Raw genomic sequence first — 12,433 nt, forward strand, 5'->3', positions numbered from 1 at the left:
GCAGAACTCGGGCGCCGGGTCGTCAGCGACCAGGCTCCGCAGGTAGCGGTAGGCCGTGGACCGCGACGTGCCCGGTCGCCCGGCCACTTCGGCCTCGGAGACCACCGGCCGGTCGTCGGTGAGCATGCCGAGGATGTCCAGGGCCGGTCCGCGGTCGAGTTTCCCCCCCGGTAGCCCGATGATCGAACTACGCCCGCGATGCAGGATGTTCTATCTATTTTTCAGGATTCAGATAGTCGTAGATCTCTAGCGCGAGCCCGATCCGGAGCGGGTCCTTGGCCAGGTCGGTACCGAGGATGGCCTCGGCCTGCCGGACACGGTAGCCGACGGTGTTCGGGGCGACGTGCAGCACTTGGGCGGCGGCCGTGCGGCTGCGCTCGAATGCCAGGTAGAGCCGCAACGTCTCGCGTAGCTCCGCCGAGCGGTCGTCGTCCGTGGCCAGCGCACCGAGCTGGCGGTGGACAAACCAGCGGGCGTGTTCGGGGTTCGCCGTGAGCAGGGCGATCACCTCGAGTTCGTCATGGTCGGCGAGCCACGACGACCGTCGGGTGGAGGCTGCAGCGACGCGGCGGACCTCAAGGGCGCCGAGGTGGCTGCGGCGGAACCCGTCAATGCCGGCGTCGAGCGGGCCGAGGGCGGCTCGGATACCGTGCGGGGCGTCGACGGCGCCGCGCAGCCGCTCGGCGAGCCGCTGCTCCGGCGGCGCGGCCCAGCTCATCCACAGCCACAGCGAGGTCCCGCCGGGGCGCACCACCAGCGGTCGGCCGGCATCCGCGGCGTCGGCGAGGCGGCCCGCGAGCCGGTGGAGGGTGTGGGCGGAGTCGGTCCCCGCATCGTCCTCGGTCCAGAGCACGGCGGCCCGGTGGTGACGCGACAGGTCGAGGCCGAGCACCAGCTCCGGATCGCGCACCGATATGGGGACACCCGCAATGATGTCCTCGATGACCTGACGCCTCGTTGCGGCGAGGCTGCCCAGCCACGCCTCCCGCTCCGCGGTGTACTCGGCGCTGAACCGCGCCGTGAATGCCTCCACGTAGGCGAAGGAAAGCTCGGTCACCCGGCGCACCGTGCCAGCGAGCTCGTGCGGAGGCAGGGTCTGGTCGAGGAACTCGAGCAGTCGCTCGTAGTGGTGCACGTGCGAGATCCACATCGCGTGGAGCACCCGGTCCAGGGCGACGCCGCGGTGCACGCTGTCGCGGTTGCCGTCGAGCGCCAGCTGCGGAGTCGCGACCGCCTCGCCGGGGGTGTCGGCGTGCAGGGCGATGAGGATGGCGAGGATACACGCCTCCGCGGGCCGTCGGACGGTGTCGATGGAGGTGGAACCGGCCATCTCCGGCACGAGCTCGACGACTCGCAGCTCCGCCTCCCTGGCCACCTGTGCGGCCCACCCGACCGGGCCCGGTCCGAGCACCTCCCGGGCGGCGGTCACCGTCGGCGCCGGGCAGCAGGGCGTCACCGGCGGTTGCGTGGGCCCGGGCCGAAGATCGAGCACCCATCGTGCGGCCACCGGCTCCTCCTCGAGCGGTTCCCTTTGTGGTTGCCACCACAAACACCGGGCGGTTCATTGTCGTCCGGGACCGAGTGCGTGCAGGGGCCCAGCCCCTTGACTCTATCCAACGAAACCGGGCCGAGCCGCGACCGGACGCCCGCCCCGCTTCGCCGCCCCTCGACGGGGTCCCCGACGCGGTGGAAGGAATGCAGGATGCAGCAGATCAGATTTCCGCAGAACGAGTTCCAGAGCTTCGAGGCGCCCCTGCGCGCGGAGATCGACATCCGAGGACTGGAAGTAGTTCAGGGCGAGGTTCCGGAGCATCTCGACGGCGGCTTCTACCGACTGCTCGGCGATCGCCAGTGGCCATCCTTCATCGAAAACGACATCTTCCTGCTGAACGAAGATGGCATGGCCTCATGCCTGCGCATCCCGGACGGCCGCGTGGACTTCCGGACACGGTATTGCCGCCGGCGTGCGCGCCGAACCAGCGATTTATCCGGGGGCGGATCACGCATTCATCGAGACACCCCACCCCTCGGCGGGCGCAGCGAATGCGCGGATCGATCGATTGCTCGTCCAGTGCCTGGAGTCCCGGTGAGCACCCCGGCCTCGCCGAAGGAAGGACGAAACGCACGTACTGCCGCGGTGGCGGCCATCGGTTGCGGAATCTGCATCGGATTCGGCATCATCCCGCTGTTCATAGGAACCTTTCCGGTCTTCCTGAAGCCGGTGTCCGACGAATTCGGCTGGAGTTTGTCGCTCTATCCTCAGGCGTCCCTGCTGGTCGGCTTGGCAGGCGCCGTCGTCGGCCCGTTCGTCGGTCGGCTCATCGATCGTTACGGCGTGCGCCGCACCTTGCCCTTCGGGCTCGTGCTCTGGTGTGCGGGCTTCTTCTCGCTGTCACTCATCGGTGGCCAACCCGCGGCGATGTATCTGGTTGCGCTCCTGATGGCGCTCGGCGCCACGATCGCGGGGCCCATTTCCTATGCCAAGGTCATCAGTGGCTGGTTCGACAAGAACCGGGGCCTCGCTCTCGGGCTGGTGCTGAGCGGGGTGCCCGCCATCGCGACCGCCGTGGCCGTGCCGGTCTCTGCGGGCCTGATCGAGGCCGACGGCTGGCGCGCCGCGTACCGCATGCTCGCCGTCGTCGCCGCCGCGGTGACGATCCCGGTTTCCATCCTGCTGATTCGCGAGGCGCCTGCCCGGCATGGGGCCGGTCCCGCGCTGTCGAGAGATGAGGGACTGACCGGCTCCCAGGCACTGCGATCCCGGGCGTTCCTCATGGTCATCGGCTCGAACTGCCTGGTGATCGCAGGGCTGGTGGCCGTCACGAACCACATCGTCGCGTGGACGACCGGACAGGGCGTCAGTCCGGACACCGCCACTTTCGCCCTGTCTCTGTACTCGCTCGTCGGCCCCGTAGGACCGTTGGTCGGCGGGTTCGTCATGGATCGGGTGCCAAGTCCGAAGATCGTCGCCGCGTTCCTGCTCCTGTCGCCGATCGGCATGGCGCTGCTCTTCCTGGGAGGCACCCCCGGCCTGCTGACGGGCATGGCGCTGCTCGGGCTCACGTACAGCAGCATCACCGGCCTCGTACCCCTCCTGGTGACCCGCTATTGCGGCATGAAGGCGAGCTCCGAAATACTTGGCGGCGCTCTCGCGGCCCTCACGATCAGCATGGGAATCGGGCCGGTCCTTCTTGGACTCGGCCACGATCTCGCCGGTGGCTACGCGGTGCCCATGGCGATCGTCGCAGGCGTGATTACCGTCGGGTTCATCGGCTCCCTATTCCTTCCCACCTACCGCTACGTCGACAGCCCCCGCCAGCAGAACGATTCCCCTGTTCTCGAGGGGAGTAGCTGACATGCCCGAGGTGCTACGCAGGCATCATTCTGGCCTTCCGGCTGCTGCGATGTCTTCCGCCGTCCACGATGCAAGTCTGCTGGCCGACGTGATCGACGAGTGGGGCGGGGCTGACGAAAAGGGAGCCTGCCGGATCGCCCGCCTTGTCGAGGAGGATCTCATCGCGCGCGGTTGGCCGCAGGACGCGTCGTTGGGATCCGAGGTCGAACTCGCGGAGAGATACGGTGTCGGTCGCGCCGTGGTCCGCGAGGCGGTGCGCATTCTCGAGGTGCGCGGCACGGCCCGCATGGTGCGCGGCCCCAGCGGGCCGAACAGCGGGCTTCGGGTCCGCGAAGTCGACCACACTCGTACGGCCAAATTCCTGATGGGTTTCGTGCTCTTCTTCGGAACGACGGAACCGCAGCTGGTCGAGGCCGAAGAAGCAATCCAACGCGTCCGCAACGGACTGTCCGACGACGTCCGCAACGACGCTGATCTCATCGTCGGGCAAGTTTCCGTCGCACTCGACCTATTCGATGACGTGCTCGGTGCGATCCGCCAGATGATGTCCGGAAACGGAGCGATCCCGGGCAATCCAACCGTACTGTTCGCGCCGGAGGTCCTGAACCGCTCACGAGCGGGTCAGATCACCGAACGCATTCTGCGGGAATGCACCGCGGAACAGTGGGTGCAGGGCCATCGCCTCGGCTCGGAAGAGGATCTCTGCTTCCGCTATGGCGTCGATCGGGGCGCGTTCCGCCAGGCGGTCCGCATCCTGGAGAGCGCAGGTGCCGCGGAAACCTACTGTGGCCGTGGGCGTGGTCTCGTGAGCAGGACACCTCGTGCCGGTGCCGTCGCGCGGCTGGTCGCCTGTCTCCTCGCCAGTAGCGGGATCCATCCCGACATCGTCATGCGTATCTTCCGGCTGCTGAGCGTCGAAATGGTTGCGCTGGCCGCTGAGCGGGCAACCCCGACGACCTGTCAGCAGATCGCCACCGCGCTCAGCAGTTTACGCCGGGCGCTGGATCAGGGGGCGAATACGGGACTCGCCTCAATTTTCGCCGTCGAGGAAGCGGCGCTGGAAGCGGTCGACAATCCGTTGTTGGATATCCTTACCCAAAGCTTGCGAGGCTATCCTCCGGCCAGAATCCCCGAGAGAATTTCCGTTCTCAGTATCATGAACCAGTTGTACCTTCCGCTGACCCGGCCCGTCCTGGCAGCGTTCCGGAAAAATGACCCGCAAGCGGCACGAAGCGCCCAGCGGGCGCGGGTTGAGACATTCTCGAACGTGATTCGCTCACTTCTCTGAGCGGAAAGTTGCGAAAGACATGGAAATGCCTGCCAGCTGTCCCGCTAAGACTGCGAGCATGTGCACCGTCGACACACCGCCGAGGCGATGCGCGCGGCAGAGGCCCTGACCACACGCAGCCCATGAAAGTGAGGAAACGATGACCTCCGCGATGCCGGCCCAGGAACTTCAGTCCATCCCCAGGATCGCGCCGCCCGAGCCCGATCTCGATCCCGAAGAGTTGATCCGTCGAGCCGAGTCGATGTGCGACATGTTGCGCTCGCGGCAGGACGCGACAGAGGCGGAGGGGAACATCTCCGTCGAAACGAACCAGGCGTTGGTGGACGCCGGTTTCTACCGGGTCGTCCAGCCGAAGGCCTTCGGTGGCTACGGCTTCGATCTGCCGACCTACGTGCGGATGATCGCGGCGATCTCGCGCGGCTGCCCCGAGACTGCCTGGGTGCTCTCGCTGACCCTTGGCCATGTCTACCAGTTGTCGACCTATCCCCTGGCTGCTCAACTCGACGCCTATGGCCACGTCGGCGATTTCCGGGCACCTGAGGTCGCAGCGCGGCAAGGCGTGGGTGTCGCGGTGCCGGGCGGATACCGGGTGAGCGGCGCATGGGACTACGCGTCGGGCAGCGAGCACGGTACCCATATCCTGCTGGTATTCGTGGTGGACGAGCCGCAGCCGAACGTCGACTCGGTACGCATGGGCTTGTTCGATCGCCGGGACTACGAGATCGTCCGTAATTGGAACACGATCGGGATGCAGGGAACGGGGTCGGATCGCGTCACGCTTGACGAAATCTTCGTTCCGGAGCACCGGACGAAGCCCTACCCCGGCGCTATGGAGATGCGGCACACTCTTCTGCCGCCGGCGTTCTACGAGGACAGCCCGCTCTTTCACGGACCCTTCCGGCCGTTCACCATCGCGGAGTCGGCATCGGTGGTCATCGGCGCGGCCGAGGGCGCGCTGGACCTCTATGAGGAGGGGTTCCGCGTCCGCAGGCCAGCTGGACCGATCAAGGTCTCCCGTTACGAGCTTTCGGAGTACCAGCTGAATTTCGGGAAGTGCCGGGCCTTGGTGGACACCGCGCGGGCCGCGCTGCTTCAGGCGTCTGCCGATTTCATGAAGGTTGCGGACGAAATCCAGGCGACGAATGAACCCTGCTCGGATGAGGTCGAGCGACGCATCACGCTGGTCCTCTTGCAAGGTATCGAACTCGCGCATCAGGCGGCAGACATCATCTTCCGGACCGCCGGCAGTTCCGCAGCACGAAAGGACAGCATGCTCGGTCGCTACTGGCGCAACATATGCGTGATGCGGGGCCATGTTGCGCATCAGGTGGACAGCGCCGCCATCAACTTCGGGCGCACGCACTTCGGGCTGCCCCCGGTAGGCATCGCCTGACGAGCGCAGGACTGCTGCCCCGGGGTGGCCGGAAGCTTCGCCGTGGTCGACTTTCACCCATCCCGGGCCATCCTCGACCTGACGCCGGGTCGATGTACCTGCTCGGCTTGTTCAAGGCCGTCGATGGTGAGCTGCGGATCATCGATGAGATACGCGAGATGATGCCGTTGGGATCGACGTCGGGCTGGTAGCCGGCGGCCATGTGACCGGCTTTCGCGGCTCCGGCGATCAGCTCGGCACGCGCCGGGTCGTTCCCGATCCGGGTCGTGACAACGTCCGTGAGCATGACCTCGAGCCGGACGAACCGGGTGAACCGGCGTGCGAGGTGGGATGGGTCCACTCGTGGAGCAGCATCACCCGTGGCAGCGTCGTCGCCAGATTTGGTTCCGCCGTCGAGTCGGCGGCACGTGGATGCGTCGAGAGCGTGCTGAATTTCCGCGGGCGAGCGCGGTGGTGATCTCGTCGGCAGCGTCGCGGACCGATTCGGCCAGCCGCGGAAGCCGCTCGTCGGCCACTCGTGTCAATGGTCACTTTGAACGGCTCTGATCAATATTTCGGGATCGCCCAGAGCGACCATGCATCAGATTGATCATGGGGTGCGTGTTACGTGATCAGATACTTGACCTGCAGCTGCCGCACTTGGCATCCGTGGCCGCGACTGACCTCCAACTCGTCGGCACGACACTGACGATCACCGCTACGACGGTCGCGGAGACCGCGTCGTGCCCGACTTGTACGGCCAACTCCCGTCGTGTGCACGACCGTTACCGGCGCAGGCTTGCCGATGTCGCCGTCGGGGGACGTCCGGTGACGATCTATCTGACGGTCCGCCGGTTTCGGTGCGAGGCGTCGTCGTGTCCGCGCCGGACCTTCGCCGAGCAGGTCGAGGGTCTGACCTTCCGATACAGGCGCCGCAGCCAGTCACAGCAGGCGATGCTGGCGGTGATCGGCAGGTTCCTGGCCGGGCGGGCCGGGGCCCGCCTCGCGGCGATGCTGCACTGCCGCGTCAGCGCGAATACCCTGCTCGGCCGCCTCCGGGCACTGCCGGCGGAGCCACCGGATCGGAGTCCGAGGGTGCTGGGTGTCGACGACTTCGCCCTCAAACGTGGCCACGTCTACGGGACCGTGCTGATCGACATCGAGAAGGGCCGTCCGGTGGACGTGCTGCCGGACCGCACCGCCGAGACCTTCCCCGCCTGGCTACGGCAGCACCCCGGAGCGGAGATCGTGTGCAGAGACAGGGCCAGCGCGTATGCGGAGGCGGTGCGCACGGCCGCGCCCGACGCGGTCCAAATCGCGGACAGGTTCCATCTCTGGCTCAACCTGTGCAAGACGGTCGAGAAGTGCGTCCTCGCCCACCGGCGCTGCCTCACGCCACCGGAAGACGAGGTCCAGGACGCGGTCGTGGAACCCTTCGCCGGACCGCCGGCGATCGAGGGAAAGCGAGCGGCGAACACCCGGCGTCACTTCGCCGCGGTGCGCGAGATGTACGACAAGGGCGTCGCCATCGACGTGATCTCCAAGACCCTGCGGATGGACCGCAAGACCATCCGCAAGTACGCCCACGCGACCACGGTGGAGGGACTGCTTGCGCCGCCCCGGCAGAGCCGCAAGATGCTGCAACCCTGGGCCAAGTGCCTCAACATGCGCTGGCAGGAAGGCTGCACCGACAGCGGACGGCTGTTCCGCGAGATCCAGCAGCGCGGCTATCGCGGGACCAGCCGCAGTGTCCGGCGCTGGCTCGAACCTCTGCGGTCGGCCGAAGCGCCGACGCCGAAGCGATCCGAGGCGCCCACCGTCCGGCAGGTCACCGGCTGGCTCACCCGCCACCCCGACAACCTCAGCTCCGGTCAGCATCTCCGCCTCAAGCACATCATGGCCCGCTGCCCCGAACTCGCCGACCTGACGGCATATCGCGTCGTTCGCCACGATGATGAAGAACCTCGACGGCCACCTCCTACCCCGCTGGATCAAGGCCGCCGAGGGCAGCGACCTGCCGCCCCTGCGCTCACAGCCATGATCTTCACGCCGCCGGAGGCGGCGCTGGACCAAGGCAAGAACCGACCATCGCTATCATCGGAGCGCCCGGCGGGCTTGGGACAACCCGCCAGCCGTGGGTGTGGCGATCGGTAGGCCCTCCAGCGCGGCGGTCAGCTTGCGCCACGCACCGCAGTACCCGACTTCAGCGGATTCTTGCGAGGACCCCAGGACTTCAGCCCTGGGAGGAATCGCATCCTCGTGGTCGCGGCGCGGAGCGCCGCGGTACCGCCTGTGCATGCTCGACCGCGGAGCGGCCGAGAGTCGTGTCCGGCGGAGCCGGTGCTGCGCACACGGTGTCGGGGTTCAGCCGGTCGGGTGATGAGGGGTGAACGTGCGGTGGGGTGTCGTACGGGTGTGTACGTTGGGTGATCGTGAAGCTGGTGGTGCAGGTCAGGCTGTTGCCGACGCCGGAGCAGGCGACGGCACTTGAGGCGACCCTGCGCGCCTGCAACGAGGCGGCCACCTGGGTCGGCAACATCGCGTTCGAGAAGGATGTGAAGCGGAACTTCGCGCTGCGCGAGCACACCTATGGCGAGATCAAGGCTCGCTGGGGACTGGGCGCGCAGGCCGCCCAGCACGTCGTGAAATAGACGTGCGATGCGTACGCCACGCTCAAGGCCAACCTCAAGGCCGGGAACCTCGGCACGCGCGGCTCGAAGCGCTACCGCCGGGCCACTGAGAAACCGATCGCCTTCCGTCCGCAAGGGGCGCAGCCGTACGACGACCGGATGCTGTCCTGGCAGGTTCCCGAGCGGCGGATCTCGATCTGGACCGTGCGCGGACGGGTCAAGGACGTCGCGTTCACCGCTGCACCGGAGCAGTTGGCCACCTTGACCCTGTACCGAAAGGGCGAATCGGACCTGCTGTACCGGGACGGCATGTGGTTCCTGAACGCCACCTGCGAGGTGCCCGAAGCCCCGCCGAACACCGAACCGCATGACTTCCTTGGCATCGACCTGGGCATCGTCAACATCGCCACCACATCCGACGGCGAGATCATGGCCGGACGCGAGCTCAACCGCATCCGTGCCCGGGAACGGACTCTGCGTGGCAAGCTCCAGAAGAAGAACACCCCGTCCGCCAAGCGCCGCCTGAAGAAACGGCGGCGCAAGGAAGCACGGCGGGCCAAGGACATCAACCACAAGATCGCGAAACATGTGGTGGCCGAGGCAGAACGCACCGGTCGCGGAATCGCCCTGGAGAACCTGACAGGCATCCGCGAACGGGTACGGCTTCGCAAGCCCCAACGGGCCACACATACCAGTTGGGCCTTCGCCCAGCTGGGGAAGTTCATCGCGTACAAGGCCCGAAAAGCGGGGGTGCCGGTGGTGTACGTTGATCCGGCGTACACCTCCCGCACCTGCGCCGAGTGCGGGCATGTGGACAAGGCGAACCGGGTCTCCCAGGCCTGGTTCGCGTGCCGGTCCTGCGGATTCGTTGATCACGCGGACCGGAACGCCTCCCGCAACATCCGTGCCAGAGCGTGGGAGTTGTGGCGACGCGGGGCGCAGTCAACCGCCCCAGGCCCACCCCCGCAACCGAGGCGTGGGACAGGACGCAAACGCAGCGCCACAGCCACTGGTGCCCTTTGTGCAAGCCCGGGACTTTAATCCCGGGTCGTTGACGAAACAGACAGGCGGCCAGCAGCAGGTAGACCACCACATGAGAAGGCAAAGCGCGCAGCCGGGACTGGGTGGTCTTCGTCGCGGCCAGCGCCTCGTCGACCATCTCGAACGGCAGGTGCTGGGTGAACTCACCGAGGTGGCCAGGGGCATACCGGCCCCCAGCCACGATGCAGGTGCGGGTGACTTCTAGTTCATGGCGCTCCGGCCATCTATGGACGTTCCCTACGTCGGCCGACCGCCACACCGGATTTGCTGACGACTTCGCTTTCTCCGGACGATTCGGCTCCGTTCGTCGGTTCGGTCATTGCACCACGCTCCACCTAATCGTCGCCTACCCGAGGAAGGTTCCACCAGTCGCGTCGATGACCTGTCCGGTGATCCAACTGGATTCACCACTCGCGACGAAGGCCACGATGTCTGCGATCTCCTCGGGCGTGCCGATACGTCCCAGCGCGGATTGCGCTGCTGCCTGCTTCACGAAACCGGGGTCGCCCGCCGACATTCTCAGAAACTCCTCGGTGCCCGTTGGTCCGGGGGCCACCGTGTTAACGGTGATCTGGCGCTGACCGAGATGCAGCGCCAGGGTCTTACTGAAGACCTCGAGCACACCTTTTGCCATGGCATAGGCGATCACCCCGGGATTGACGACACGCGCGGTGCCGGACGAGATGTTGATGATGCGCCCGCCGTCGCGCAACCGCGCCAGCGCAGCCTGGGTGATGAAGAATGGCGCCTTCACATCCACAGTGAAGGCATCGTCGAACTGCGCTTCGGTAATGGTTTCGATGGTTCCGATAACCATCTGCCCGGCGTTGTTGACCAAGATATCCAGGTCCTTGCCGGACTGCCGCCCCATCAACTCACCGTCGATAGCCTCGAACATGGGAATGACGGACTGAGCCGGCTTGCCGAGATCGGCCTGTACGATGCAGCCACTCCCGCCTTCCGCTTCTATCATGGCGAGTGTTTCTCGGGCGCCTTCTTCACTTTTCCCGTAGTGGATGACGACGAAGGCGCCATCGGCGGCGAGGCGACAGGCGATGGCGCGGCCGATACCCCGGCTGGCACCGGTGACGAGCGCAACTTTTCCGGCGAGGCGCGGCATGTCAGTTCGCCCCGAGAAGATGCGTCTCGCCCATCAGTTGACGCTTCCCATACCAAAATCCGTGGCCCGTGCTGCGCACGCGCATCGGCAACGCGACGGTCGCGATCGGCGGGCCGTCGATATTCTGCGCGTCGAGGATCAGGAACTCGCTGCGCATTTCCTCGTGTCGTCCGACGACAACGAGGACATAGCCTTCGCCTTCGGCAGCCCCGTCGTGCGCCGGAACGAACTGGGGCTCGCTGATCGAGCAGTTGTCGCCAGCATAGCGAATCCGGGTCGGCTTCTTTCCGGTGACATCCATGGTCGCGATCCACTGCCACCCGCCGCCGACCCGATCCTGACCGGGCACATCGAGAAGGTTCAGCGCACAGAAGCTGTAGGGCTGGGTCTCGAAACGGGTATCGATGCGCGGGAGTTCGCAGGGATACTGCAGCAGCTGACGCTCCGTGAAAGTGTCGCCCTCGCTACCCATGTCGATGACCCAGCGCTTCATGTAGGGTTTCGTGTCTTCCGGGTCGAACGGCGAACCGTCGGCGTTGGGGAAGAACGGGAAGAAGCTGCGGACACTCAGCGTGTTGTCGGCGTAGATGTAGCGACCGTCGTCATAGGCGCCCACGGTGTGCCCGTGACACTGGTTGGGGCCGACGAACCAGCGAATCTGATCTGCGGTGCCCTTGCGCGGCAGTACACCAAGGTGCACCTGCTCGCCGGTGTCGTACTTGAACGCCGGCTCGCGCTTCTCCAGCCATTCGTATTCGTGACGCAGCGGCGTAATAGGGAACACCACGTAGTTTTCGGTCACCATGATGTCGTGCACCATGCAGGTGTATGGTGCTTCGAACCAGGTCTCGTGGATGATCTTCCCGGTCCGGTCCGCCTCGTAGTATGCGATATCTTTCGTGGCCGGGCCCTTCGCGCAGTAGCCGTAGAACACCAGTTCGCCGGTGCGCGGGTCGATCTTCGGATGGGCGGTGAAGGCTTCGGACGTGAAGTCTCCGCCGAAGGTGTACTCCCCGATCGTCTCCAGGGTGAAGGGATCCATCTCGACCGGCGGGCTGTCCTCCTTGAGGGCGAAGAACTTGCCGGCGTGCGAGAGCATGGTCACGTTGGCTGTTCCGCGGCGGACGCCTTGCACTGACGGGTCGTCGGTGAGCGGGTTGCGGTACGCGCCGAAAAGTGCCCGGCCGGCCTGCTCCTCGGCAACGAATCGCGGAGTTTTGACATACCGTGTCCGGAAGTCCACGCGGCCGTTCGAGATGCGCAGGCATGAGGCCATGCCATCTTCGTTCAGCAGGAAGATGTCGTTTTCGATGAAGGAAGGCCACTGGCGATCGCCGAGCAGTCGGTAGAAGCCGCCGTCGAGATGCTCCGGAACCTCGCCCTGAACTACTTCCAGTCCTCGGATGTCGACCTCCGCGCGCATGGGCGCCTCGAAGCTCTGGAACTCGTTCTGCGGAAACCTGATCTGCTGCATCCAGCATTCCTTCCACTGCGTCGGGGACCCCGCCGAGGGGCGGCGAAGCGGGGCGTGCGTCCGGTCGTCCGGTCGCGGCCCGGCCCGGTCTCGTTGGATAGAGTCAAGCGGCTGGGCCCCTGCACGCACTCGGTCCCGGACGACAATGAACCG

General features: G+C 66.2%; 7 protein-coding genes and 3 pseudogenes. 5 read left to right on the plus strand and 5 right to left on the minus strand.

Going from position 1 to position 12,433, the window contains the following annotated elements; all coding sequences use genetic code 11:
* Nucleotides 1-81: 81 nt before the first annotated feature.
* Both SCAB_RS48335 and SCAB_RS06925 read right to left on the minus strand, forming a co-directional pair.
* Nucleotides 82-126: pseudogene (locus SCAB_RS48335) on the minus strand (hypothetical protein); the annotation flags it as partial.
* An 88-nt stretch (nucleotides 127-214) separates the two neighbouring features.
* Nucleotides 215-1,507 carry a PucR family transcriptional regulator gene (locus tag SCAB_RS06925; protein WP_046913750.1) on the minus strand — a complete coding sequence of 431 codons (1,293 nt, stop codon included), beginning with the start codon at nucleotides 1,505-1,507 and terminating at the stop codon, nucleotides 215-217.
* 195 nt (nucleotides 1,508-1,702) lie between these two features.
* Between SCAB_RS06925 and SCAB_RS06930 the strand changes: the two genes are divergently transcribed.
* From SCAB_RS06930 to SCAB_RS06950, 5 genes and pseudogenes are all read left to right on the plus strand, one after another.
* Entirely contained in the window at nucleotides 1,703-3,355 is a 1,653-nt protein-coding gene (locus SCAB_RS06930) for an MFS transporter (protein WP_012999339.1), read from the plus strand.
* Between the two features lies 1 nt (nucleotide 3,356).
* Nucleotides 3,357-4,643, plus strand: coding sequence for a FadR/GntR family transcriptional regulator (locus SCAB_RS06935; RefSeq protein WP_012999340.1), 1,287 nt, complete (start codon nucleotides 3,357-3,359; stop codon nucleotides 4,641-4,643).
* 139 nt (nucleotides 4,644-4,782) lie between these two features.
* Nucleotides 4,783-6,036 (plus strand): acyl-CoA dehydrogenase family protein, encoded by a 1,254-nt coding sequence (locus SCAB_RS06940; protein WP_012999341.1) that lies wholly within the window; start codon nucleotides 4,783-4,785, stop codon nucleotides 6,034-6,036.
* A gap of 600 nt (nucleotides 6,037-6,636) precedes the next feature.
* Nucleotides 6,637-8,169 (plus strand): ISL3 family transposase, encoded by a 1,533-nt coding sequence (locus tag SCAB_RS06945; RefSeq protein WP_012999342.1) that lies wholly within the window; start codon nucleotides 6,637-6,639, stop codon nucleotides 8,167-8,169.
* A gap of 278 nt (nucleotides 8,170-8,447) precedes the next feature.
* Nucleotides 8,448-9,686: pseudogene (locus SCAB_RS06950) on the plus strand (RNA-guided endonuclease InsQ/TnpB family protein).
* A gap of 55 nt (nucleotides 9,687-9,741) precedes the next feature.
* Here the strand turns inward: SCAB_RS06950 and SCAB_RS48340 are convergent.
* The 3 genes and pseudogenes from SCAB_RS48340 to SCAB_RS06960 all read right to left on the minus strand — a co-directional run.
* Nucleotides 9,742-9,804 (minus strand): annotated as a pseudogene (locus SCAB_RS48340) (hypothetical protein); the annotation flags it as partial.
* A gap of 228 nt (nucleotides 9,805-10,032) precedes the next feature.
* Complete coding sequence (locus SCAB_RS06955) at nucleotides 10,033-10,806, minus strand: SDR family oxidoreductase (protein ID WP_012999345.1); 774 nt, start codon at nucleotides 10,804-10,806, stop codon at nucleotides 10,033-10,035.
* Nucleotide 10,807: 1 nt separating this feature from the next.
* Complete coding sequence (locus SCAB_RS06960; protein ID WP_012999346.1) at nucleotides 10,808-12,280, minus strand: carotenoid oxygenase family protein; 1,473 nt, start codon at nucleotides 12,278-12,280, stop codon at nucleotides 10,808-10,810.
* Between the last annotated feature and the right edge of the window lie 153 nt (nucleotides 12,281-12,433).

This window comes from Streptomyces scabiei 87.22 (assembly GCF_000091305.1).
Taxonomy (GTDB): Bacteria; Actinomycetota; Actinomycetes; order Streptomycetales; family Streptomycetaceae; genus Streptomyces; species Streptomyces scabiei.

What these genes read in the sequence shown, in the direction of transcription:
- SCAB_RS06960 (WP_012999346.1), bottom strand. Translation starts at nt 12,280, where the DNA reads ATGCAGCAGATCAGGTTTCCGCAGAACGAGTTCCAGAGCTTCGAGGCG.
- SCAB_RS06940 (WP_012999341.1), top strand. Translation starts at nt 4,783, where the DNA reads ATGACCTCCGCGATGCCGGCCCAGGAACTTCAGTCCATCCCCAGGATC.
- SCAB_RS06935 (WP_012999340.1), top strand. Translation starts at nt 3,357, where the DNA reads ATGCCCGAGGTGCTACGCAGGCATCATTCTGGCCTTCCGGCTGCTGCG.
- SCAB_RS06955 (WP_012999345.1), bottom strand. Translation starts at nt 10,806, where the DNA reads ATGCCGCGCCTCGCCGGAAAAGTTGCGCTCGTCACCGGTGCCAGCCGG.
- SCAB_RS06930 (WP_012999339.1), top strand. Translation starts at nt 1,703, where the DNA reads ATGCAGCAGATCAGATTTCCGCAGAACGAGTTCCAGAGCTTCGAGGCG.